The sequence below is a fragment of the Xenorhabdus budapestensis genome (assembly GCF_002632465.1).
Lineage (GTDB): Bacteria > Pseudomonadota > Gammaproteobacteria > Enterobacterales > Enterobacteriaceae > Xenorhabdus > Xenorhabdus budapestensis.
Genome location: NZ_NIBS01000022.1, coordinates 4,076 through 28,806, shown reverse-complemented (window position 1 = coordinate 28,806; position 24,731 = coordinate 4,076). Strand labels below are relative to the sequence as shown.

The window sequence follows — 24,731 nt, the reverse complement described above, 5'->3', positions numbered from 1 at the left end:
TGAAAACTAAGCGTCAGAAAGCAGGATGGGATAATGGTTACATGCTGAAAGTCCTCACGGTGGGTTTTACGTCAGTATAATTTAGACCCGTTTGCCCTAGGGAATCTATGCCAACATCGTACGAACATCAACTTGATACCCTGCTAGAGCGATTTAATTTTCACTTTACTAAGTGCCAAATCAAGCAGGTAATTGATACTGCATCTCGTTCTAAAGATGGGTTTAAAGCTGATGTTTTAGCGGTTGTTAACGGTAACCAAAATTTACAAGGTAAGCTCAACGAGCTTGGGCTGCTAGCTCTTCAGTTGGACACAAGACAGGTTGAAGTGTTTAACATCTCTGATGCCGCTGTTCAATCTGCCTTAGATTCATTATTTGGTACAGTGCAGTTAACTACTGAACAGTTAATTTTTGATGCGTTTCCGTTTCCAATAGAAAACAAAACGCAGTTAAATCAATTGAGAACTGGAACTGTATATCCAGTTAAATCTGATACGGTTGACATGAGCACAAATACGTACAACCGATTGGTTATATGTACCGTTGTCGACAAAGAAATTGAAGAGCCAGTTCTACCTGCACATTTATCTCAAGCGGGTCAACAACTGTTGAACGCAAATACAACGTTCACAATGAAGCGCAAGGTTCGAACACAGCTATTCCATGTGGTTTACTGGTGTACGGCTCTTTCCAGACTTATCTTATCAGTAGACCGAAATGTGATGTCTCTATCCACTTGCCAAGACCAATTGTTCGTTTTACGACAGTTCCTGATGGCGAAAGGTGTTGATTCAGGTCGAGCAACTAACGTATTCGGTGCCATTGAGCCACTTTACAATGCTGCTGATGGTTACGTTACCAAACTTGGTCATGTGACGACAGATGGAAACCCTGTACGAATTCCTCTAAAAAGCCAACAAGAGTGTCTCAAACAGGATCAATACCACCAAGCTGGTGAAGGTGGCGGCCATGTGCACGCGAAGTTTGCAGTTGCCAAAAAATGGAAATTTCCAATTGCTAACACAAGTCGAGTAGTAGATATTGAAATAGGTTTAATGGGCCAGCCGAAGATGCTGGATACGGCTCAGCCGTTGACTGATTTCTCGGTCAATAAATCCAAGCGACTTGAGGATTTCAATTTTGCAATTGATAAAGTGCTATCACTCATTCCTAATCCATAGCAGGATTTAAGACGAGCAACATGAATAACGTAGGCCAAGTTAGGGGGCTGTTAGCTGAGCTGGTGGAGTCGACTGCTTCACCAGTCTATGTTGCGTGCGATCAAATTGCTTTGTATCTAGAACAGCATCCGCAACAGCTCAATTTGACAATTGGAGGTTTGCGGGCTGCATTGGATAGGTCTGAACGTGATGATAATGTTTTGATTCAGGCAGCATTTGCTCTTACAGCACACCCTTTCCAAGCACTTGAGGTACGTTACAAGCTATACGATGTTACTATCTCAGATGTTATTGAAGAGTTAAACCACTCAGCTTACTTGGCCGCTTTATCTGAAGGTCATTTCATTGATGATGATGGTAATGACATTGCTCTTGAAGAGCTAAATTCAAGAGTGTTTCCGTATTTCGTAAACTTATTTCAAGATAACGTGATTGCTGAACCTCATGTAACGGTGATGTCTGAATAATGACTGGCTCTGTAATTGAAAATATGGCGATTGCTGCTGGTCACAGTATGCAAGATATTTATGCTATTGCCCCTGAAATTATGGAGCAATTAACGCGTCAAAAACCCCTATCTTATAATGCATTTGTTGACCAGATTGACAAAGACCTAAATAAAATTATCAGTATTACCGAATCGGGTAGGCAACATCACCTAGATAAAGATGAAGATGCAATCACTGAGCACATTATCGTACAACTAAAGCAGAAATACCCATCAGTACACCACGATGCTCAGCATGGCGGTCATTGTGATATCTATATCGAGGTAACTAGCTCTAGTGGTGATTTGTACAAATGGATTATGGAAGCAAAGCTCTGGAAAGGCTTTGAGTACGTTTATGGCGGTCTTGACGAGCAACTGCTAGGCAGTTATGCAGTAGGTGGTATTAATAACTGTAAAGGCGGAATGATATTTTATTCGAAATTACAAAGTGGTGCGTTGTACGCAATGAGGGAGTGGTACCAAGGTATAGAAGCGAAAGGAATTATCATCAATAAAATGCGTGAAGATGGTTTAAGATTTGACACTACCCATAAGCTAAATGGTGGTACTGGAGCTGATTTCTTTGTGAATCATTATTGTGTTGATTTATATCACTCTCCTACAGCAGACAAACTGGAGAAAGCAGAAGCAAAAGCTCAAGCCAAGAATTGATGTACGTTTGAAAATGCATGTAACATTCTTAAAATAAAGATTTATCATATGAGTTACTCAGACTACGAACGAAAACCATACAAAATCCGAAGCCTGCAAGCATCAATCTTGAACGTCTAAAGCAGGTTCAATTCCAAGAGGAATTCGATTACCTCACCAATCTACGAACGATATATTGTAAAACTGAATCGAGAAAACAAAAGGGGCAGGTCTTGTTTTTTCTTTCGGTGATTTTTGACTTACTATTTACTAATAGAAATTAACTAAACCGGAGCACGTAGGCTAAAGCATTTCTGTCCAAAGTGCGTTAGAGCAAGTTGCCTGATTTGGTCACACCATAAAATTGGAACGGGTAGATTGTATTCGAATCAATTCAAATAATGCCATCGCGCTTCTGACATTATTTTCTGTCCCGGAAAACGAATTACCCATTGACCTTATTATTTCGATTGATTAGCGTAGAAAAGTTTATTGATGATCCGGTCGCTTGTGAGGATCACCTTCGGGCAGCGACACCCACACTCCCGTAGCCTGCAAGGGAGTACACACTGTGTGGTACATCTGCCCACCTTTGGAAGCAGATATCATCTTTGTTGATGATGAAGGTTATTTAATCCACCCTGGCATGACGCCAGCTACCCAACGGGGAATACGTTTCCCGTCGGGCAAGGTGTTCTCCGTTGTTTTTAAGGAGTCCACAATGCAACAAAACGAAACCAGGACAACGGTGCATGCTGTACCGGCGTCTGAATTGTCCCCTTTTGCGGACGTCTTTCCGCGAAGCAGTCCACTTGAACTGATACTGCTGGAACACACGGTCATTAAAGCGGCGGTCACGCTGTGTGAGGATTACCGGTGTGATAAATGGCAGTGCCGGAAAGTGTCGGACAACATTGCCTATGCTGTGCCGACACGCGCTGACACGTATGGGGTCAAAATCGAGACCACTGACTTTAACGGCGAAGTATCCGCGGATACGTTCGGGCTGATGGTCACCCTGAGCGTACTGGGCTATCTGACGGCACTGATGAAGCAGGATGAAGTCGCTGAACGGTTTTGTGATTTGCGGGCATACGCGCTGCAACATCCCCAGGCCCCGTGTATTCGGGCGGCTTTAGGTTTAGCGGGAGCATGACGACGATTTAATCTACCCTGGCACGATGCCAGTCACCCGGACGGGGAACATTTTTCCCGTCGGGCAGGGTGTTCTCCGTCTTTTTTATTGACAGGAGAACATGATGCAAAAAAGTGACCTTATCATGCTGGACAGTCCCGCGCTGTCTGCCGTGTTTCCCGGCAAAAAACCGCTGGAGCGGTTGTTTCTGGGATTTCTGATTGCCAATACCGCCGCGCATTTATGTGGTGAATACCGGTATGAATACTGGGACAGGCGGGATGCCACTGGGCAGCTGACCTATATGGTGCCGACATCCGCCGCCACCTATTCTGTCTATTTGCCGGACAGTGCGTTAACCGTCACGCTGTCTGCTGATGCCTTCGGGCTGGCGGTGACGTCAATCGTGCTTGCCCGTATCGCTGCGCTGAATGAACCGAATGCGGATGCCTGTCGGTTTCGCGAATTGCGGGAATATGTGAATCAGCATCCGGAAAACGCTCTGATAGGGTCAGTCATGACATTGGGACCCCACGAGGACTTTATCAGCCCGTCATTAATCGAAAATCAAAATAATCACTCTCACTAACGTTATCAGCCCATGATGCTGTTAACCCTTTTCTTAAGCGCCTGACCAGGGAACCGAAAACACCTTCCCGGTATCGGGCGGGTGTTTTCTTTATTTGACCTCCAATCAAGGAAATACCGATGAACCCGATTTTTTTACCGGCATCAGATGAAGCCGGTACGACATTCCATGAAGACATTTTTACCGTGCAGGTCACTGGCCTGATGCAACACCCGCAAGCGAGGCAATCACTGCGGGAAGAAACCCTGACCGTGTGCGAAGTGGCCTCGGTAACCGAAGCGGTGCAGCGGCTGAAAGTTATCCATTTACTGGGTGACTGGCCGGTGCCGGAAACGTTATCTCATCAAACGAAGGACGTTTTTTTCCCGCTGACCGTGATGATTTATGACGCCGGGGACAGAAAAGTGCTCGGTGGCCGATGCTATGACGAGATTGTCTGGGCACAGCCGGTGACACTGGCCTCAGAACGTCTGTCACTGGAAAAGCAACAGCAGCAGTTGTGTCAGTCAGCCGTGCTTGAGCAGGGGTGGCAGAATGCGCTGGCTGCCCGGGCATTGTGGTATGAGGCGCACTTACTGTCGCTGCATAGGGTTTCGCCCTGTTATCAACAGTGCCATGAAGTGCGGGATATTCTCCGGCACGGCACGACAGTCAGTGTTTAACGCGTGAGGTATCACTATGGCACCTTTACGTCTAACCGTCTGGCAGGTGATTGCCGGTACGCTGCTGAAGCGTCATTTTGGCCTGAACCTAGATGATACGGTACTGTGTGAAGCCGACACGGTGGCTGAACTGATGGCCCATGGCGTCCAGCCATTTGAAGCCATCAACGAGTTAGTGGATAAATACGATTTAACCCGGCTGAATGCGCAGAGTATGAGCAGTACACCGTATCTGGGTATTCATGATGAACTGAAGGTAATTTTCGACAGCGGTATTACCGAGACGCTGCTCAGTCAGGGCAACGGGTCATAGCCCGGGTAACCCATTTTTTTAATCACCCATCGGGGGAATGGTGCCCTGATGGCGCGGTTCCTCCGGTTTATTTTTATCAATCCAATGAGGAACCTGACCATGGCAGAATGGTATACCAATCAACTGGACATCACCGGTAAGTCGGTGTGTATTGACGTGATGCAACAATGGGTCTGCGGGGAAGAAATTCCCCGTTACCGTCAGGCAGTGCTGCAAAGCCTGCGGCTGTTTCTGGCGGGTTGTGCGGGGATACTGAAACCGGCCAAACCGCAAACCTATACACCGTATCCGGAATTAATCCGTGGGACAGCGGCACCGACACCGCAGAGCCTGGCTTTTGAACAGTGGCTGACGTTGTTGCAGGATAATGTGCCGTTAAACAGCGACAACATTAAACGGATAGATAACCTGTACCGCCAGTCGGGTCTCAGCCTGGTACGCTGGGACAGCGTACCGGAGCCGGCGTGTGACATTATCGCCCGTCTCCTGACCCGCCAGTATACCGACTGGTTTGGGATGGTGGGCTGGTCTGACACGCCTGATATTGGTGCGTGCTGGGATAAACTGAATACGTATCCGGCAGCGGCGCAGCCCTGCGATATGCTGATGATAATGCCGACCCGGCTGGCGACTGAGATTAACGGTCACAGTGGGGTGTTGAAAGGCATCGCGACGACGGCGCAGTTTTACGACGGGCAATACGGTATGGAATGGCCGTTCGGTCACCATGTCCGCTGGGAGCGCCGCAATGTCAGCAGCTTAACCGTGCGTTTTGACTCCCCCTGGGCACCGCCGTCTGCTGAGCTGATGGGCGAGCTGTCATCGGTGTTTGACTGTGAAATCCGCCACTGGTACAGCGAATCGTCAGGCCAGCTCAAAGGCTACGATTGCTATGACCAGGGTGAGCATGTGGACAGCGGCAACGGGCTGTCAGGACGGGAGAACCGGCCGGCGCTTTATCTGGTCAACGAGGAAAAGCGGGCGGTGAACCTGCCCGTGCCGGCCATCGCGGTCGGGCAATAGCCATTTGTTTAGCTCATCATTAAGTTACTTTTTTATCTTCACTTCAACCGAAAGGGGAAAACAGGTTCCCCTTTCGGAACGTGTTTTCCCCGTATTTTTTGCAAGGAAAATACATCATGTCATCACAACCGAATCACCAGAAAGAATTTATCGAACTGTTTAACCAGACGGCGCGTTATCACCGTCGTTATCAGGTCTTTCAGGATTTTTGCAATTGTGCGATGGCCGCCATTCACAATAAATACTGTTACAGTGAGGAGCTGGAGCTGTATTACCTGAAAACCATCAACAAGTACGAACGGGAAGATGTTGACCGGATTGTGCAGCTGTTTTCCTATACCGTTCTTGGATTGGCTCAGGAACCCTGTGATTTTCTGGGCAGTGTGTTTATGCAGCTGGGATTGGGGGATAAAGCCCTCATACCCCATGGAGCGTGGCCAGCATGATGGCGGAGATGCAGTTGCAGGATGTCTCCGCACGCTTGCAGGCGAGCCCCTTTGTGACCCTGTACGAGCCGGCTTGTGGTAAACGTTACATACCATCTTTCAAATCCACACCATACATGCTTCAATGATGACAGTTTAATGTACTCCATGCTCAGGAGACGCTCCTTCCTAAACGGCATTGAGTTAGTTAAGAAGGGGAAATCCCATGGCGAGTCTTGAGTTCATTAGCTACCAACCACGACAGGGCGAAATCAGTGATGGTTCGTTACAGTGGACAGAGTTAAAAAGAAAGTCTATCAAGAATTTCCCTCAAATTGTTTGGGAAAATAATTCAACGTGGGCTGAAGCCAACCTATGGGCCTTGGATCAAGCCACATCATCTAAACGCGACCTGAAAACGGTTCGCTCTAATATGTCGCATTTACTTGCCTACGCAAAGTGGTTGGAGGCAGAATCAATTGATTGGTGGTTCAGTACTACGGCAAAAACTACTATCGTTTGAAGGAGCCATTGAATGATGAAGCTCGTGGTTATTACTTACGTGAAATGTACCAGGAAATGGTTCGGGAATTTAAAGCCCTACAATCCGATCAATATATATCTCCTCATGGCGAGAATCGGAAAGGCCAGATTCTTTCTGAAATATCGGAGAAAGATCACAATCAGTTAATTGATGCAGCCAAGACTGGCCGCGTGAATTATAAGCCGACGTTTTTAGGCGGATGTGTAAATTCAGGCCCACCATGCCCATTAGGGGGGATCAGCAACATCAGTTCTTGCATGAGATTCGGGAATAAACAGCCTTGTAAATCAGCGTTATTAGACAAAACGAAACTGCCACTAATTAAGCAGCTCAGAGAGGTGGTTTGTCTTCAGATGAAAGGCATAGAGGCAGGATCACCTTTACATGATGCTTTACAAGCACAACGAGAATCGGCGGAGCGGGCAATCCATGTCATCGAAAGCAATTAACCCAAGAAAAATCAGTAAAGCAGAACTGAAGTTTCGGGAAGCATTTGAACGCCTGAAGTCAGGCAAGGTTGAGATATTGCCGAAAGGAACCCCACTCAGTCAGAACAACGTGGCAAAAGAAGCCGGAGTAGATCCTTCGGCACTTCGTCGTGCTCGTTTTCCTGAGTTAGTTGCGGAGATTCAGACCTGGATTGAAGCAAATAGGGACAGTCCTGTACAAAAATCCCCTAGGCAGATGATGCTAGCTCAGCGGTCACGCAACAGGGATTTACAGGAAAAGGTCAGAGCTTTAGAGGAACAAAGGGATAACGCTTTGAGTCAGCTACTGGATGCTCAATTGCACATATTGGATCTTACATTAGAAAACCAACGGCTCAGAGCACAAGTGCCAGAAAGCAATATTCGATTTATGTCTGATGGGAGAACAAAATAGTTATAAACTGTACGGGCTCATACACACCTACACCAATTAGCCGCAGTATCAGCTCACTTTAAGCGCTTAAATTTACGGATGAGTTTATCTGGCATGAAGTAAATATCCCCCCGGGCTCTTGAGCAGGCGACATAGAGCTTGTTACGTGTACTAGGAGCAACTTCAGAGAGTTTACCCTCCCGATACTGCTTCCAGATCGTGTTTCCCATCACAATACAGACATCCTTGAAATGGTCTAGTCCTTTACTGGCTCCCCAATTTATTGAAAAACAATCATATTTATGATGTTCGCTATAGAATAACTTCACGATATTATTATCTGAATATATAGTGTTAGCCTGTTCTTCCAACTCGACACTGATGATGTTAGTTGTTCTGTAATCTTGTGCATCGATATCAATTGCAAGATTTCTTTTAATAAAGTCACAAACTGTCTTCGAGCAGCGCCACGTTTGTCCAAGCGTTCTTTTATCGACCGTGAGTCCCGCTGATTTGAATTTTTTCTCATATTTTGTAATGTCATTATGCAAATTTTTATTCACATTACCATCACGGCTGGTGTCGAAAGTATGCTGAAAGAAGTCACCAACAAACAGCATTCGCACCTTAGCTGTACACAATGAGGTCAGCAGATTGAAATCGTGCCCTGCAAAGTCTTGAACCTCATCAACATAAATATCGTCATAATATCGTTCCATTCGCTCGATAACTTGAGGTATCACGCCAAATTCATCTATAAGCTTTGCTAGACGGTTGTGATAAAGCCTGCCTTCATCATTACGGTAATATTTAATATTCGTGCGGGATAATTTCGAGGTGAAGTCTGGGGGAATTTTGAAACTAAGACCACGAGTTTGCAATTGCAACTGTTTAAATGGACGATAACAAAAGCCGTGCAAAAATTCAAAGTAGGTCATTAAGGTAATAAAGGCAGGTATGTAACCAAACTTTCGGATTATTCGAGAACGCAGGTGGTTGTGATTATTGTCAGTATAAGTAATGATCAGTGCCCGCTTACCTTCTTCTAGACGGCTAATTATCAGCGTAGTTTTCCCGGAACCAGCTACTGCAAAAATTACAGCCTTATCCATTGGACAGCCTCCTGAATATACTCAGGGACTGTCAGATTTGTCGCTTTCTTGTTGAGTAATTCGAAAGCCACCTCAGCTTTATTGCTCAGCATGTACTCCTGTACTGTAAGTGTTTTCCTGCCCGGAGCGAAAAGCTCTTCACAAATTGCCTGATTATCTTGGTAAAGGCATATCTCAAATGTACTGCGGCTATTATTGGTATCGAAAAAGATTTTAGCATTATCTCCGATATATTCTTGATAATTAAGCACGCAGTTTTTTTCATAATCGCCATCGTTGTCACGAATTACGGCTGCACAGATACCCAGTAATTTCGCAAGTTCAAGGTAGCGTTTAAAACTTGTTCCGCCGATAGAGATGATATGGACAGAATCATTTTCAGGGGATATTCCTCCTGACAGCGTCTTATAAAGCGCTTCAAGCAGAATAAATTCCGCATCACCCTCAACCAAAATCACCTTTTTTGACAGAGCAAACTCAAGAATATTGTTATCCGGAGCCTTCATGAAAAAATTAGCGGTTTCGGGAGAAAGTCCTTTTAAATTCAATACAGAGTGATCGGGCCCTAGCATTAATGCGTGCCGCAAATCCAATCTAGAGCAAATATGGCTACTGTGCGTGGCAATGAAAAGCTGGGTATTATCTGCACTCGACAATCCCTTAACCAGTTTTTTCATATTATTGAAACTTAAATGATTCTCCGGCTCTTCAAGTAGCATAACATCCAGGTCACCTTTGGCTTCTTGCTTGCCAAGAGCAAATTCTGTTTTGATGAAACACTGCTGACCTTTACCTCTGTTCAGAAGGGATATACCTTCTTGTGTGAGATCAAGGTCAGTTTCCAGATTTGAGTTTGATGTCGTTCTGACATCAAACTGATAAGGGCCAAGCGCCTTGTTTATTGTAGTAAGATGCTCTTCTCGAAAAAGTTTTTTCCCGTGACGATAACTGCTTTCCAGTTTGTACCGCTCTGCAACAGGGACTCGTAGATTGAAAACAGTGCGGATATATTCACGAGCCGCGTAGCTGCTGTCGATACGAGAATTATCAAGCATGAGATGCTTTATATAGCGCTTAAAACTTGCGTAAGGGGCTCCTGAAAATGTATAAAACTTCACCGTATAGTATTCGTAGGGGAAGTTATCCTGATTTTGTTCTAACAGAGCCTTGATGTCTTCTCCATATTCCTGAATTAACGGCGCCACTATCATCCTTAGCCCATCAGAGAGACGATGTTCGGCATTTTGATTGCCGTTGAGTTCCTGATTTTCACCTTCTTCCAGAAATATATCTACTGTAATGCATGGGAGTGATTCAGGACTTCTGTCACCTTCCTGAAACGTCTTAATAGCGGCAAGAGATAATAGCGATTCTACACCCAAAGATTCGACACGGTTTCGGCTGGCACTCATCGCCAAATCCATAGCCAAGAGAACACTGCTTTTACCTGCTTCATTATCACCGATTAGCACATTCATGCCGGTCTCAAAATCCAAAGTCAGGAATTCAAATTTTTTGAAATTGACTAAGACTAATCTACTTATTCTGGACATTTCCTTACCTTATGTTTTATACAGCTACGGTTTTGACAACTGAAAATTATAAGGACAAGGCCTGTATGCTAGGCCCGTTAAGTTTCACTGATTAACTTGGCATCAGCGATAGTACTGGTGTTTTCTTCTGGAGTTGTGCTTCCAGCTTCTGGCTACATCATAAGCATCAGAAGGATAATCATCCCAGGGGTCTGTCAGTAGCTTTCCACGTGCAGCTCTCAGCTTAAGTGGATAACCTTTATACTCCATAAGATGTAAATAATAATAACTCTTTTCCTGCCTGGTGCTAAAGCGTCTATGTAACCAGCTCCTAAGCAGAGGGTAATAAGCCCAATCACGACGAATGCCTGAGAACACCTCAGGGTACTTATACTGTTGTTTCAATTTTTTCATAACACTTCCAGATTAATTAACAATACCTAGAAGTGATCCTTTGCGTAGTAATTCATAGTGCCTCCAAGTCCTAACTATAATTTTATATTACTCAATTACAAACATAACAATATGATATTAATTTTTTTAATAAACAGGAGCAATCCATGCGCCTAAAATCGTCAATATCAATGGTGTTTCACATAGTGAAATGACCACTATCTTAGCCAGTTAATTCTTAGTTTTAGTACAATCACACGCTATGTACGTAATTACAAAAACTATGCATAACTTGAATTAATTCCTTTCTGAAGGACTCTAATGGCAGAGTAGAGTTTCTGGGATATTTACAGGGAGGTAGAGAAATATCACCTATGGACATAACGCTAGTTTTTGTCAACAGTTATGATGCTTACCTATGGACACTTTATGAGTTACCTTAAATGCAGAAAAATCAATCGCTAGAGATGATGTCATCAGTAATGAATGTTACGGGTGTTGCGGGGCGGGCTGTATGACACTGGCCGCCGCCGAAGTATTAAGAGAGCAGGGGCATGATCCGTTATGCAGTTTGTGGGTGTCAGCGATTGATATTGACCCGCTGGCCGCGGTGATGGCTTACGTCCAGCTTTCCCTGGCCGGCATTCCGGCAGCGGTCACTATCGGCAATGCGCTGGATGATGGCGGCAGCAAACGGACACGTTACACGCCTGCCCATTATCTGGGTAACTGGTCGAACCGTTTACGGGAGCATCAACAGCCCCAGGCAGCCTGAATTTTTTCACGCTTATCTGCGCCTTTCGGGGCGCTTTAAAATTTTTAAATGCCATTAATCTATTGATTTATTATGAAAATTAAGCTGATTCCGTAAACCGGTTAAGGGATGAATCGAGTCAGATTAATTTTCATTTTCGCAAAAAGAGTTTCTCCTTGTTTCCGACTGGGATTCACCGACACTGGGCCAAATTTGAAAAGGAGAAAAGTGATGTTTGCACGTTTTAAATCACATTTTACCCGCCCGACTGCATCGCAGAAAAAATTATCAGGGCAAAAAACAAGCGAGGTGCGTGATAACGGGAGCTATTTCCGGCCACAATCGGCAGATGCGTTGCTGGCAACGCCTTTACGCCGTCAGTGTCTGCAACAATTATGGCAAAACAGTACGTTGCCTGAAGGGTTGTATCAGCGTTTTTATCTCGCCCCCATTAAACAGCTGCTGGGCAGTGTGCAGCAGGTGCCCGCCACACCGGAAGGCAACTGGTCAGGGCGTGGAGGATTTGCTGATCTGACACTGCAATTTACCACCTGTGCCGTGCGGCTGGCGAAAGGGCATCTGTTACCGCCGGGTGCGGCACCGGAAACGCAGGCCGCACAAAGTGTTGTATGGCAGGCGGTGGTGTTCTGGGCAGCGTTGTTTTATCACCTGCCCCTGTTGCGGCAGCTTGAAGGGGAACTGGAAGACGGGCATGTCTGGCAGCCGGGATGGTGGGCACCCGAACGTCGCTTCCGTTTCCGGTTTCAGGTATCTCAGACAATCTCACCGGCACCACTGGAAGCCATGATGGCGGCCCGTTTACTGCCGGAAGAGGTTGTGAGCTGGTTGTCTCTGGTGCCGGAGGCATGGCGTTGCCTGACTTTACCGCTGGGCGGGCATCCCTCTGCGGTACCGTTAATGGATTCACTGCTTCAGGAAGCCACTACACGGGTGCAATCCCCGTTGCTGAAACCTGTCGTCTCTCCTGAAGCGCAGGTAGTGACAGCGGCAGCAGTTGTCTCAACGGAGCCGGATGAGGTTTCGCCACCTCCCGTTCCTGCCGCTGTACCGCAGGGCTGCGATGACACACAAACGTTATTGTCGTTATTTCAATCAAATAATGATATTTCCTTGCCCATTGATGCAAATGGAAATGATAGCGCGGTGAAATCACGCAATCGCACCGACCGGAAGCCAAAAAATGTTGCTCTCACAGGGAGTAAGTCATCATCATATTAACAATGAAACAATTTCAAATTGTGATTTGTTTTTTGGTGACTGATTGGCGGCTGATGATATCGGCAGGCGTCTTGATGATTAATGGATAACAGGAAAAAATGATGCACGGAACCGAAGTCAAAATGGGCTGGGATGAATTACTGGAAGAATACTTTTTCTCGCATATGCTGCGACCGGCTACCGAGTGGAGTTATCGCAAGGTGACCCGGGGTTTTATCCGGTTTATGGGCGATACGGTGTTACCGGAACAGGTGACTCACCGCGATGTGCTGCGGTGGCGGCGACATCTTCTGACCGAGAAAAAACAGTCGGGCTATACCTGGAACAATAAAGTGGCGCACCTGCGGGCGATTTTTAATTTCGTGATGGAAAGAAAACTTCTGCCGCTCACTGAAAACCCGTTTAACGATGCGGCAGTGAAAAAAGAGAAGAAAACGAAGAAAATCCTGAGTAAATCCCAGATAACCCGTCTCTATCTGCTGATGGGACAGTATGAGGAAGAAGAGCGTATGCAGGTAACTCCCCGGGGAGGCCGCTGTGCGTTGTACCCGACCGGATATTGGCTGACGGTACTGGATACGTTCCGGTTAACGGGAATGCGCCAGAATCAGCTATTGCACCTGCGGTTGCGGGATATCAATCTGGACAGCAATTATATCGTCCTGCGTGTCGAGGGCAGTAAAAACCACAGTGAATGGCGGATACCGATGATCCGGCAGCTTAAACCCCGTTTGGCGAAACTGGTTGAACAGGCAAAAGCCTGCGGGGCGAAAGACGATGATCCGCTGTTTGATTTAAGTCGTCTGGGTTTGCACGCTCATGGACGGATGAGCCGTTACCGATATGATCACGATAAAGAAAAGCAGCATATCCGTTCTTTCTTCAACAGATTGTCTAAAGAGTGTGGTTTTGCCGTTTCCCCGCACCGTTTTCGTCATACACTGGCTACCGAGCTGATGAAAGCACCGGATCGTAATTTGCAGCTGGTCAGGTGCTTGCTGGGTCATCGTAGTCTGGCAACCACCCTGGAATATATTGATATCGATATGGAAATCGCGGGTAAAACGCTGGAGAATGAACTGGCGATATATCTGGATATTTCGGTGTAAGAATATCAGGTAAAAAAAGACAGGACAGGTCCCAGTGAACGGCCCTGCATCAATATCGATGGTATGAAAAAATGGCTAATATCGATCCGGCACCCCGTAAAGTTTTTCCCTTACTTGACATCAGAATCAATTACTGAAATCATTACCTTAAATAAGAAAAGAGTGCTTGCAAATGCAGGCACCCTGTATTCTTTATTTACGGCTTTTTTAACATTGAGTATGCAGACTAGTGCGATCAATTGTTTAACATTGAGTTAACAGCCCTAAATTTTAACTTATTTGTTAATTATCTGATAATATTCAACAAATTAGCTTTAAAATCTTGGTGCCGGAGGCGGAATCGAAAAGTATTATAACTTGTTGAATTTATAAAGTCTATTATCTTGCATTCCATTTATGCCCCTTTTAATGCCCCCGGATTTTTTTGCTTACTTTTTCTTTTATATCTGACTGATTTTGCTTATTTATATCATTCATTGTGTGATTTTCAATCATCTTAAAGCAAAAAAGCCGTGAGGGTTAAAAATGGCCAAATTGGGCTGCCATTTTACGCTCAGGGCTTGATATAAAAAATTCTCATTTTTACGACATCGATCACAAATTGAAGCGGGTTATTCCTGTGGTTTATTACGAGCTTTGCGTTCAACTAATCGACCATAACTATCGAAATAACGACTCGGCCAGATTTCAGAAGGATGGATGCCAAGATAATCTGCAATGATCCATTCGCCTTTCGGCCACGGTCTGCTGAAAGCATTTGCCAGTGTCGATGAACTGAGTCCTGCCTCACGAGAAACAGCCGCTAAAGTTGTACCACGTTTGCGTAATGCTGCGATGATATCGGCCTGATGCCAGTCATTTTGAACATTGTTGTTATTCATTCCTGCTACCCCTTCCATTAATTAATATTGATGGTGGCGATTCAGACAGGGTTAGCAGACCGGCGCTTACTCCGGCGAGACGTGAGTCTCCCCTGCCTGAACCGCCATAGAAAAGGCGTATGCAGGCACACTGGTAAAGATTCTTACCAGTGTATAAGCGCACAAGGCTGCTAAACCTTGACCATTGGATTGTGCCAATGGCGGGAATACTTTAACTGATTGCTTTAGCTTACTCAATAACTGAACGGCTAAGTTTAACGGCTATAACTCCCCTCATGAGCGCACAAACTCAGGGGAGAATACGGACGGCTAAATCAATCTTTGTTGTTTATTCTCGTTCGTAATCGTTTCGCTGTCCGTATTTCCCCTTTGTTTTTCAGACTAATTTTACTCATTTAGAAACATTTTCCCTGCGTGTCGGTTAGGTTCACCGTTCCGTGGTGCGTCAGATAATGTGTATACAGGGCGAGGATTTCGGTGAGTTATTGCAGGAGTTCGCTACGTGCTCTGCACGGCGGTGGAGTACTCCCCGTTCAGTGCCTGATTCAATCAGGATGAACGCCTCATTATTCGTGACGTGTGATATCTCCTTTCTTTACTGCATCGGCCTGTTATAAGGCAATGGGTGAAAAACAAACGAAATAAGTAAATTAAGGCAGAAAATGCCAATGAAAAGTTGGTGACACTGAGTAAAACGGGGTTCAAATCGTTCGTAAAGCCAGACCGGACGTGTTCTGGACGTTGACGCTTGGCGGCGTCACTTGGTAACCGCTTCGCTTAAACGCAAGTGACGCCGCGCCGTTTTCGGAACGTTTTTCGTGCGTAAATCAAAGCGTGAGTAAAGATCGTGCAAGGTAAAATGGTTAAGGTGAACGTGGCAAGGTTACTGCCCTATGTGTGTGATAAGCCGGTTCATAAAGAAACCGGGAAACTTTCATCGTCAACGGTGGGTTATGTGTCTGACGATATCTGCTCCCAAAAGTGCGCAGATGTACCGCAATATTTGCTCTCCCTTGCAGGCTACAGGAGTTTTTTATTGTCGCTAAAAAGCGATTTAACCTAATCTAGAATAACTAATTTTTTTAGTTGTAGCAATTGAGGTTGGTGATTTGAGCAAGACAAACGGGTTTAAATTATACTGACGTAAAACCTGCTGTTGTACTCGCATGATGGTTTCTAAATAGTTTGTCATAATGATGAGACTCTTATATTTCTCATTTCTTTCCAAGTCGTTAACGAGGCCTTTTTCAAAAAAATCTTCACATGACGAATAAGCTGCCACATATATTGGCAACAATGATTGCGTGTCACTGTTTCATGGAGTGATTGCCATAACCGTTCTATTTTGTTTAACCAAGGCGAGTAGACCGGAAGAAATAGCAGCGTCACGGTGGGATTATTCAACAGCCATTCTCTGACCTTCTTACTTTTATGGATCCCATAGTTATCTAAAATCACGCTCAGCGTTTCTGCATCACGATATGTTCGTTTTAATACTTCTAATATATTGATAAATAAATCCAAGTTTTTTCTCGTATAACCCGTAGACACGATCTTTCCTGTTTGGGCATCAAGACAACCGGCAAAATAATATTTTTGATTTTGACCGGGTGTCACAATCCGTTTTTGTTGACCTTTAAAGTACCAGTCAGCGCCAATTTTAGGATTAAAATCAATATCAACTTCATCTTCATAAACCACAGGATGTTTTTCGCAAGCCTGAGAAAGCGCTTCCTTAATACGCGCCATTTTTTCGTCATATTCGGGATCAGTTTGTTTTAATGTGGGGGCCGCTCGTCGCCAGACAATGCCTTGTTTGCAGAAGTAACGGTAAAGTGTGCTGATGGAAAGAGTAATATGTAGATATTTTCTGAGTAAAAACACAAAAAACGAAAGACTCCAGCGAGAACCGATATAGCCAAATTGCTGGGGAGCGTGCTCTAAAAGATAATAGAAAAGAGGCAGATAACGTGCTAAATGCCACTGAATATGACGCCCGACAGGTAAGCTCTGTAAGCCCGCCCATCCTTGTTCTCTAAACTTTTTCAGCCAACTCCAAACGGAAGATTCGGAGCAACACAGTATCCCCGCCACTTGAGGAACAGAATGTGTTTTACACAGTAGAAGTATTCCCATGATCCGCCGGGCATAATTTTTATCAGATGTTTTTTGAACGATTTTTTTCATCTGCCGACGTTCATTTCGTGAAGTGGGTGGTATGATAAGCATGACTCGATCCTTTTTTCTGTGATTTTGTGTTTTGGGAACAAAAATTTCGCAAATTTAGGATCGAGTTTCTTTGATACTCCTACCATTTTGACAAGCTATTTAGGGTTATCATTTTGACAGGATGCTAATGATAAACCATGAACAGTGACCAATTCTATTTTTATGTATCGAATGCACACGTTGGTAAATTTAGACCAGTTTGCCTTATGACCCCCATAATATATTTATGTATTTTAATTCATTGCTAGTCTAAAATATTCGCAAAAATGACATTCATATCTTATAGAGTAAATTACTTGACCCAAAGGTAAAATTTACTATCAAAAAAATCAACGTAAAAATAAGTTTCTGGAGAGGATAATGATTGAGAATAATGTAGCAGACGAGAAATTATTAATTAAAAAAAGGAGTGTTAAAGATCTAGCCGACTATATCAAAATTAAGACCGGAATATCTCCCAACTACTCTTTATTTTTAGGAGCAGGTGCATCGGTTACTTCAGGAATAAAAACAGGTTACCAGCTTGTACAAGAATGGAGAGAGGAAATCTACACTAGATTTTCACTTCTGCCTTACGAGGATTCACCTATAGCTAAAGAATGGCTATCTAACAAACACCCTGATTGGTATGATCAAAATAATGAATATTCATCACTTTTTGAGAAAAAATTTGATTTACCTTCGCAACGCAGACGATTCGTAGAACTACAAGTGGATAAAAAATTACCATCTATAGGCTATGCGTATCTTGTGGAATTATTTGAATCAAAATTTTTTGATACTGTTTTTACTACAAATTTTGATGATTTAATCAATGAAGCCTTCTACCAATTTTCATCTGATAGACCATTATTATGTGCTCATGATTCGTCCATAAAGGGAGTTTCAATCACATCATCACGTCCAAAAATAATAAAATTACACGGTGACTACTTATTTGATAGTATTAAAAGCTCACTTAAAGAAACAGAATCTTTAGAAAGTAACACTAGAGAAAAGTTAATAGAGTTTACTAAAGAATATGGCTTAATATTTGTAGGGTATGCAGGTAACGATAAATCAGTAATGGATGTATTAAAGTATCTACTAAAACAAGATGATTATCTAAGGAACGGTATATATTGGTGTAAAAGAAAAAATGATCAATTCACACCAGAGCTATTTAAATTACTTACTCACGAAAAAGTTTACTGGGTTGAAATTGATGGGTTTGATGAATTTATGGCAGAATTAGTTCACGAATTAGGTGGAGAATTATCACTTGGTGGAAACCAGAAATCTACAAAAAGAGAAAGAATGATCCATAATTTTATAAATGACCAATATCATCTTAAGAGTAATCTTTTTATAAATAACGATTTAATAAAAATAAAAAGACACACATTTACTACTGATATTTCATCATTAATAAATGAACTTTCACAAAGTGATGCTGATGACCAAAAAATACCAGAGGAAGATTTTAAGAATTTGTTATCAATAGATAATTTAATAAGAGCAAAAAACTACACTGTAGTAGAAGAAGAATTAAAAAAATTGATCACAGATGCAAATGATGACAATATAAAATCAAAATATCTTAGTCGTCTTATCGATATAAAAGAAGATCAAAAAGATATTAAATCTGCATTGGATTATAGTGATAAGTTAATCGAACTAGATGAGTTTAATTTAAAGTACGCTTTATCAAGATCTAATATCTTCGTTGAGATTAAGGATAAAATAGTCTATCTAAAAGGATTAATGAGTAAATTTAAATATAGTATAATTCTCAAAAATCATCTTTGTAGAATATCTCTATCATATTTAGATGAAAGTAATGATAACTTAGTAAGTTTCAAAGAAGTACATCAACTTTTAGAAGAAAGTCTTCATCAAGATAATAGCCTTGATAACGATGCATGGCGTATTAAATATGAAACAATACAATGTGAACATCAACCAAATCATGATAAAAAAGAGCGTGACAGATTAGTCTCTGAGTTACTTGATAAAATAAAAATAATAAATCCTACACATGATACTTACATGTATATATACTCTACTTATTCATGCGTAACTCAAGAAAAAACACACATACTCAATTGTATCGATGAGCTATCTAATGAATATAAAACCTCTTCTAAGAATAAAAGGAAAAATATATTAAAATATTTAACTAAATTACATTTATCATTATTTGAAACTGATTACGATAAAAATACTCCAAGTTTGGTGAAGGAATTTATTGAAAAATATGAAGAAGATAAAAGTGAATCTGCAATATCATCCTTTATTTTGCTCAAAGCAAGATACGAAATAGGTTTTAACAAAAACATTGAATTAGGAATCTCATTAGCAAAAGAAGCGATGGATAGCCCAGGAAGGAATAATTACATTCAAAGTATTGTAGATATCCTTTTAATAGATAAAAATAACATCCCATTAGTAGAAGATTTCTTAGAAACCTTACCAAGAAATTCTTCACGCTTACTTGTTTTGAAAATAAAGTCTGAGATTTTATCTATGAAAGGTGATTATTGTGCATCACTTAAACTTATCGACGAAGCCTATAAAGAGCAATGGAATTTTGGTAGTTATCTTGTAACAAAATCTTACACCAATCTTTTAGCTAAAAACTTCGATGAAGTACTTAAAATTATCGATAGCAACCTTGATAAAATTAAAGATGTCAGCGAAAAAGATGTTTTAATTGTCAATAGAGAAATAGCAAAGAAAAAACTTGGTAAAGAAATAACAAAGCACGAAGTTCAATCAATTTTAGCTCACCACAATTCTAAAGGGGAGATCGCCATGTGTGCATTTTTCCTTCTGAACGATGAAAAGAATGGAAAAGCTCAATTGAAAAATCGCATAGAGCAAGATTTTATGAACTACTATCGATATTTAGAATGGCCTGCTTTACCTGACAATATTCTTTCACCATATTATCCAAGACTTAGTAAAGTAGCTTAATCATAAAATTTAGGTGCAAGAAATAGGTTTTTGCGCCTAACGCTTAACGTCTAAAAAAGCTGAGAAATATTAGGGAAAAATGATACTGATGAAATACTCAGATATTTAGGAGAGATTACCAAGACACATCAGAAAAATTGTGATTGGTATCTATTCTAAAATAAAATCAGATAATTACCTTATTTGACCTTATTTGACCTTATTTCAATTTCACACAATACAACGGATCTAATCTGCACTGACGCGCTGCGCTTGTCTTCTCCGAATTACCGGGCTAATACATTAACCTGGTAACTCGGAGAGCCGAAAAAATACCTGCCAGAAAAATATTTCCTCACTTTTTGTTTTCCTCAATGCAAAAACAGGTGAGGAATTCACGATTTTTTATCCTTAAAAATCAATGGCTTTAGTATTGCTCGCTTTTCTTGTATATATGCGCTAGAAATGAGGAATACAATGAACAGTACAATATATCTCCTCGTAATTCCTCATTTTTTTACTCATTTTTAATCATCATTCCTCTGGTTAATGATAGTGAGTTCCTGGCCGTTGCGGGTAATCAGTCCATCATTTTCTAACTTGGTTAACCAGCGGCTGAAATTCTTCACATTCACGCCCATCGCCTTTAAATCATCACGCACAAGAGCAACGCTGCAAGGTTCCTTCAGGGCAGTGCGCGATCGAATGCACTGCCATAGTGCTGTGTGGTTATCTGTTTTATTGGGAATGTGTTCAATATCGTCCTCTTCAACCGGATCACGTGGCCTGTCAATCAGAGTCAGTGAGGTAATATCCTCACCGTCTTTATCAGTAAAAAGCTCCACTACGCGCATATCATAGGCTTTGGTGTCAGGCTCTTCCGCATCTTTCATCTTGGTACAAGTGATAACCAATGCACGGCCTTTTTTCCCTTCCCGATTGATTCGGTATTCAACATCCAGAGCAGCACGAAAGGCGCTGGAACCTCTCGCGCCTTTACTTTCGTCTTTGCCGGAATGGTGCACCACGAGAATGCTTGCCCCTGTTTTGGCTTTCAGTTCGTCACAACCCCGGACAAACGCGCCCATATCTTTTGAGTCATTTTCATCAGCCCCGCCAAAACAACGGGCTAGGGTGTCTAGAATAATCAGGCGTACCGGCTGGCCTGTTTCAGCTTCAACCTGCCGGGCGGCAATGACCAGCTCATGTACTTCGGCAGGCGAGGCCGGAAAAACCGGTGTATTAATCAGATACATATTTTCAACGGCCTGACCGTTGACGATTTCCCATGCTTTGATGCGCCGGGGCACACCGATCCCACCTTCACCCACGACATACAGTACAGCACCCTGCGCAACCTGTTTACCTGCCCATGCCTTACCCGTAGCAATATGACAACCCCATGCGCCTGCCAGAAAACTTTTATATGACCCGCTTGCCCCGTAAATGCTGCACAGGGAATGCGCCGGAATAATACCTTTAACCACATAGTCCAGCTGGGCATCAAAGCCTTCTGAGCCGATTGATAGCGGTAATTTTGTTTTACGGTTAGGGTAAATGCTTTCAACATTGCCATAACTACGAGTTTCTATTGCGTCACTGTTCATCGGTTCTCTTACCTGAAATAAGCCCTCACAAAATGCCTTCTGTGCTGCTTCAATGCCATATTGCTGGCGATAATCATCCCAGTCAGCTTTATGTTCTGTAGGCGGCAACGCGATCCAGCCATTAACCGCAAGAGCTGCTTTTTCTGCTGAGATTTTGCCAATATTCACTTTCGGTTTACCGTTCTTATCCAGTTCACCGGAGCTATGCCAGTCATTATCTGCGGCAAGAATAATTTTCGTATCCGGCCAGCGTTCCCGAATGGCTTTTGCGACAGAATACAAATTGCCTGCATCCAATGCTGCCAGAACCACACCTTGATGTAACTGATTAACTGTTAGTGCCGTAGCGTAACCTTCGGTAATAATTACTGTGTCGGAATGAGCTTCCGGCGCTGACACAGCAATAAACGCACCTTTCTTCTGGCTGCCAGAGAGTAATTTTTTCTCACCATTGGGTTTGATGATCTGCGCACCTGTAACTTTTTTATCCAATGTTGTCAGTGCCAACACTGCCGAATTATCGGGCAACAGCCGTTGATTAGGGCAATGTAGCCCTTTTGCGGTCAGATAGGGCGATTGCCCGGTGACAGTCTGCGTCATCAGTGCCGCGACTCTTTCGGCAATGGGCTGTGTTGGATAGATAATTTCTTTGGCGGGCTTGAGTTCCGGTAAAGGCAATGCCTGCACGTTAGCAATAACTTTTGCTGCTTCAAGAATCGAGATCCCGTTGGTTCTTGCCACTAAATCCAGCCCATCACCATAGTTCGGCGCATCACACTGGCGGCAATGCCAGTTGCCGTGATGATGGTCGTCGATAAAGTGAAAACGGTCAGTGCCGCCACAAACCGGGCAGGCACCATGTTTACCTTTTGCCGGAACAGTGATACCGCAAGCTGGCAGTAGGTTTTGCCATGAGTACATAGCGGATGTTTTCACGGTCTGGATAAGATCAATCGGTTTTTGGTTGCCAGTTGTTTTTTGAACTGTAAATTTGGGGCGAGTTTGGGTATGCTGTGTATCAGCCATCGTTTTACCTCGATTAACGGTTGTTGGTTATGCGCCCTGTATGTGTTGCGAGCACTACGGGGCGTTGTGTTTTATATTCTGTTTCTTATGTCATAGTCTTTTGTCTATTATGCCGCCCGTGATTCGGCGATCTGCTGCGCAATCCAGTTATCAATTTCTGCTTCAATAAAGGCCACAGAACGTGGGCCGATTTTGACCTGCTTCGGAAATTCGCCATCGCTAATCAGTTTGTAAATCCACGCTTTGCTGTAACCCGTTCTGCGCTGCACTTCCGGCAAACGAATAAAGTTTGTCTTTGCTGTCATTGTCATATTAATTCTCCTGTTACCGAGTCCTTGAGCGCTCACCGTGGACGTTATTTGATGACAGGCCGATTATTTAAAAAGCGAGATTAAATGAACAGCGTTAATTGTTTTTCTCCCGATGAAAATTAAAAGGTTACAAATTGTACTAACGGTTTTTGCTGTCGCGCAGTGGTTTGGCGAAGTCATACGGCGTGATGGATTTTTCCCGGTTTGCGTCCAGATAATCCGCCCACCACTGCACCATCAGTCGCCGCTCGTCCAGATGTTTGGAGGTGTGAATATACGCTGCCCGGACGTTGTTGCGTTCGATATGGCTTAACTGACGTTCAATGGCGTCATCGCTCCACAGGCCGGATTCGCCCATCGCACCACGTGCCATTGTGCGGAAACCATGCCCGCAGACGTCGGTCTGGGTGTCGTAACCCATCGCCCGTAATGCCTTGTTGACGGTGTTTTCACTCATGACTTTTGCGGAATTATGATCGCTGGGGAACATCACTTCACAGTTGCCGCTCAGTGCCTGCAAAGCGTTGATAAGCAAAACAGCCTGACGGCTTAACGGCACAAGGTGATCGGTTTTCATTTTCATGCCGCGCTCAGAGAATCGAACGCCTTTAATGGGTTGCCTTGTGGCGGGAATTTTCCACACCGCATTATCAAGGTCGATTTCCTGCCAACGGGCGAATCGCAGTTCGCTGGAGCGGACAAATGTCAGTAGCGCCAGTTCTACCGCGATCTTGGTCAGCAAGCGCCCGCCATAAGCCGATAAGCGGCTTAGAAAATCCGATAAGGCTTCATGAGGCAGGGCGGGGTGATGGCGTGATTTTACGGTGGAAAGTGCGCCAGCCATATCATTGGCAGGACTGGATTCGAGAATATCATTCTGCACAGCATAGCGCATGATAGCGGTAACACGTTGTTGCAATCGCTGAGCGATGTTGTGTTTACCCGCCTCATCAATAGCTTTGATAGGTGCTAAAAGCTGGCTGGTTCTTAGCGTGGTAATGTCGAGCCTGCCAATCTGCGGAAAAATATACTGTTCAAGACTGCGCAGTACGGTTTGGCGGTGGCGGTCGCTCCAGCGTTTGTTACTGGCGTGCCATTCACGGGCGATATGTTCAAAGGTATGTGAGCTTTTCGAGGGAGAGGCAGTGCCTTTTTTCTTGGCTTTGGGATCGATGCCTTGTGCCATCAGCTTTTTGGCTTCATCGCGTTTAGCGCGGGCATCGGCTAATGATACCGCCGGATAAACGCCGAATGCCAGCCGATCTTCTTTCTTATCGGTGGGGCGGTAATACTTCATGCGCCAGTATTTTGAGCCGCGCGGTGAAACTTCTAAATAGAGACCGCCACCATCGGCGAGTTTGTAGGTTTTTTCTTTGGATTTTGCAGTTTCGATTTGCCGGGCGTTTAGTTTCATTATTAAGGGCATCCTTGTAATCGAACGGTAAGTGCCCCGAATTATGCCCTTCGCTGCATCTTGATTGCAACAGACGAAACTAGACCTAAAAATAAGAATGGATGTTGATTTTGCTGAATTTGAGAGAAATTGTTTGACTGGGCTGGACTTCACTGGAAGTTGAAGTGGTGCCCGGAGGCGGAATCGAACCACCGACACGGGGATTTTCAATCCCCTCCTAAGTTAATAAAATGTAACCATTTGATTTTGTACTTAGTTTGTATGCTCAAATTACTGAGTGTACAACATGATAATTCTTCCGATAATTTCCCCCAAA

The 24,731-nt window shown here is 43.6% G+C and carries 25 protein-coding genes; 16 read left to right on the top strand and 9 right to left on the bottom strand.

The window, feature by feature from the left end:
- Nucleotides 1–107 precede the first annotated feature (107 nt).
- From Xbud_RS15765 to Xbud_RS15710, 12 genes are all read left to right on the top strand, one after another.
- Nucleotides 108–1,181 (top strand): hypothetical protein, encoded by a 1,074-nt coding sequence (locus tag Xbud_RS15765; RefSeq protein WP_099136943.1) that lies wholly within the window; start codon nucleotides 108–110, stop codon nucleotides 1,179–1,181.
- Between the two features lie 20 nt (nucleotides 1,182–1,201).
- Nucleotides 1,202–1,648 carry a hypothetical protein gene (locus Xbud_RS15760; RefSeq protein WP_099136942.1) on the top strand — a complete coding sequence of 149 codons (447 nt, stop codon included), beginning with the start codon at nucleotides 1,202–1,204 and terminating at the stop codon, nucleotides 1,646–1,648.
- On the top strand, nucleotides 1,648–2,343 hold the full coding sequence (locus Xbud_RS15755; protein WP_099136941.1) for a hypothetical protein: 696 nt from the start codon (nucleotides 1,648–1,650) through the stop codon (nucleotides 2,341–2,343). The genes Xbud_RS15760 and Xbud_RS15755 overlap by 1 nt, the downstream gene beginning before the upstream one ends.
- A gap of 550 nt (nucleotides 2,344–2,893) precedes the next feature.
- Nucleotides 2,894–3,478, top strand: a complete 585-nt coding sequence (locus Xbud_RS15750) for an antirestriction protein (protein ID WP_244589995.1) — start codon at nucleotides 2,894–2,896, stop codon at nucleotides 3,476–3,478.
- Between the two features lie 100 nt (nucleotides 3,479–3,578).
- Nucleotides 3,579–4,046, top strand: coding sequence for an antirestriction protein (locus Xbud_RS15745; RefSeq protein WP_244589994.1), 468 nt, complete (start codon nucleotides 3,579–3,581; stop codon nucleotides 4,044–4,046).
- Between the two features lie 119 nt (nucleotides 4,047–4,165).
- On the top strand, nucleotides 4,166–4,708 hold the full coding sequence (locus tag Xbud_RS15740) for a hypothetical protein (protein WP_099136939.1): 543 nt from the start codon (nucleotides 4,166–4,168) through the stop codon (nucleotides 4,706–4,708).
- Between the two features lie 16 nt (nucleotides 4,709–4,724).
- Nucleotides 4,725–5,021: a TA system toxin CbtA family protein gene (locus Xbud_RS15735; RefSeq protein WP_099136938.1), complete on the top strand. Its 297-nt coding sequence runs from the start codon at nucleotides 4,725–4,727 to the stop codon at nucleotides 5,019–5,021.
- Between the two features lie 99 nt (nucleotides 5,022–5,120).
- Entirely contained in the window at nucleotides 5,121–6,044 is a 924-nt protein-coding gene (locus Xbud_RS15730) for a DUF1281 domain-containing protein (protein ID WP_099136937.1), read from the top strand.
- Between the two features lie 116 nt (nucleotides 6,045–6,160).
- On the top strand, nucleotides 6,161–6,490 hold the full coding sequence (locus Xbud_RS15725) for a hypothetical protein (protein ID WP_244589993.1): 330 nt from the start codon (nucleotides 6,161–6,163) through the stop codon (nucleotides 6,488–6,490).
- Between the two features lie 205 nt (nucleotides 6,491–6,695).
- Nucleotides 6,696–6,992 carry a hypothetical protein gene (locus tag Xbud_RS15720; RefSeq protein WP_211283533.1) on the top strand — a complete coding sequence of 99 codons (297 nt, stop codon included), beginning with the start codon at nucleotides 6,696–6,698 and terminating at the stop codon, nucleotides 6,990–6,992.
- Between the two features lie 8 nt (nucleotides 6,993–7,000).
- On the top strand, nucleotides 7,001–7,462 hold the full coding sequence (locus Xbud_RS15715) for a hypothetical protein (protein ID WP_099136936.1): 462 nt from the start codon (nucleotides 7,001–7,003) through the stop codon (nucleotides 7,460–7,462).
- Entirely contained in the window at nucleotides 7,443–7,895 is a 453-nt protein-coding gene (locus Xbud_RS15710) for a hypothetical protein (protein ID WP_099136935.1), read from the top strand. The genes Xbud_RS15715 and Xbud_RS15710 overlap by 20 nt, the downstream gene beginning before the upstream one ends.
- 53 nt (nucleotides 7,896–7,948) lie before the next feature.
- Here the strand turns inward: Xbud_RS15710 and Xbud_RS15705 are convergent, their stop codons facing one another.
- The 3 genes from Xbud_RS15705 to Xbud_RS15695 all read right to left on the bottom strand — a co-directional run bounded on the left by Xbud_RS15705 (nucleotide 7,949) and on the right by Xbud_RS15695 (nucleotide 10,932).
- Nucleotides 7,949–8,986 carry a DEAD/DEAH box helicase family protein gene (locus Xbud_RS15705; protein ID WP_099136934.1) on the bottom strand — a complete coding sequence of 346 codons (1,038 nt, stop codon included), beginning with the start codon at nucleotides 8,984–8,986 and terminating at the stop codon, nucleotides 7,949–7,951.
- Nucleotides 8,971–10,539 (bottom strand): ATP-dependent nuclease, encoded by a 1,569-nt coding sequence (locus Xbud_RS15700; protein ID WP_099136933.1) that lies wholly within the window; start codon nucleotides 10,537–10,539, stop codon nucleotides 8,971–8,973. The genes Xbud_RS15705 and Xbud_RS15700 overlap by 16 nt, the downstream gene beginning before the upstream one ends.
- 102 nt (nucleotides 10,540–10,641) lie before the next feature.
- Nucleotides 10,642–10,932 carry a hypothetical protein gene (locus tag Xbud_RS15695; RefSeq protein WP_099136932.1) on the bottom strand — a complete coding sequence of 97 codons (291 nt, stop codon included), beginning with the start codon at nucleotides 10,930–10,932 and terminating at the stop codon, nucleotides 10,642–10,644.
- 493 nt (nucleotides 10,933–11,425) lie between these two features.
- On the opposite strand from Xbud_RS15695, the gene Xbud_RS15690 reads away from it, so the two are divergent.
- From Xbud_RS15690 to Xbud_RS15680, 3 genes are all read left to right on the top strand, one after another.
- On the top strand, nucleotides 11,426–11,686 hold the full coding sequence (locus Xbud_RS15690; RefSeq protein ID WP_422645759.1) for a hypothetical protein: 261 nt from the start codon (nucleotides 11,426–11,428) through the stop codon (nucleotides 11,684–11,686).
- Nucleotides 11,687–11,896: 210 nt separating this feature from the next.
- Nucleotides 11,897–12,904, top strand: coding sequence for a TraI domain-containing protein (locus Xbud_RS15685; protein ID WP_099136931.1), 1,008 nt, complete (start codon nucleotides 11,897–11,899; stop codon nucleotides 12,902–12,904).
- Between the two features lie 101 nt (nucleotides 12,905–13,005).
- A complete protein-coding gene (locus Xbud_RS15680) occupies nucleotides 13,006–14,013 on the top strand; it encodes a tyrosine-type recombinase/integrase (protein WP_099136930.1) in 1,008 nt (335 codons plus the stop codon).
- A gap of 611 nt (nucleotides 14,014–14,624) precedes the next feature.
- On the opposite strand, the gene Xbud_RS15675 is transcribed toward Xbud_RS15680, so the two are convergent.
- From Xbud_RS15675 to Xbud_RS15670, 3 genes are all read right to left on the bottom strand, one after another.
- On the bottom strand, nucleotides 14,625–14,894 hold the full coding sequence (locus Xbud_RS15675) for a helix-turn-helix domain-containing protein (RefSeq protein WP_145956648.1): 270 nt from the start codon (nucleotides 14,892–14,894) through the stop codon (nucleotides 14,625–14,627).
- Between the two features lie 66 nt (nucleotides 14,895–14,960).
- Entirely contained in the window at nucleotides 14,961–15,131 is a 171-nt protein-coding gene (locus Xbud_RS19890; protein WP_167450541.1) for a hypothetical protein, read from the bottom strand.
- Between the two features lie 951 nt (nucleotides 15,132–16,082).
- Nucleotides 16,083–17,123 (bottom strand): IS630 family transposase, encoded by a 1,041-nt coding sequence (locus tag Xbud_RS15670; protein WP_099136928.1) that lies wholly within the window; start codon nucleotides 17,121–17,123, stop codon nucleotides 16,083–16,085.
- Between the two features lie 360 nt (nucleotides 17,124–17,483).
- On the opposite strand from Xbud_RS15670, the gene Xbud_RS15665 reads away from it, so the two are divergent.
- Nucleotides 17,484–20,078, top strand: coding sequence for an SIR2 family protein (locus Xbud_RS15665; protein ID WP_099136927.1), 2,595 nt, complete (start codon nucleotides 17,484–17,486; stop codon nucleotides 20,076–20,078).
- Between the two features lie 506 nt (nucleotides 20,079–20,584).
- Here Xbud_RS15665 and Xbud_RS15660 read toward each other — a convergent pair.
- From Xbud_RS15660 to Xbud_RS15650, 3 genes are all read right to left on the bottom strand, one after another.
- On the bottom strand, nucleotides 20,585–22,690 hold the full coding sequence (locus tag Xbud_RS15660; RefSeq protein ID WP_099136926.1) for an AAA family ATPase: 2,106 nt from the start codon (nucleotides 22,688–22,690) through the stop codon (nucleotides 20,585–20,587).
- Between the two features lie 107 nt (nucleotides 22,691–22,797).
- The gene (locus Xbud_RS15655; RefSeq protein ID WP_099136925.1) at nucleotides 22,798–23,001 is read right to left on the bottom strand and encodes a helix-turn-helix transcriptional regulator; all 204 of its coding nucleotides are present in this window, start codon (nucleotides 22,999–23,001) and stop codon (nucleotides 22,798–22,800) included.
- 139 nt (nucleotides 23,002–23,140) lie between these two features.
- Nucleotides 23,141–24,415, bottom strand: coding sequence for a tyrosine-type recombinase/integrase (locus tag Xbud_RS15650; protein ID WP_099136924.1), 1,275 nt, complete (start codon nucleotides 24,413–24,415; stop codon nucleotides 23,141–23,143).
- Nucleotides 24,416–24,731: the final 316 nt, after the last annotated feature.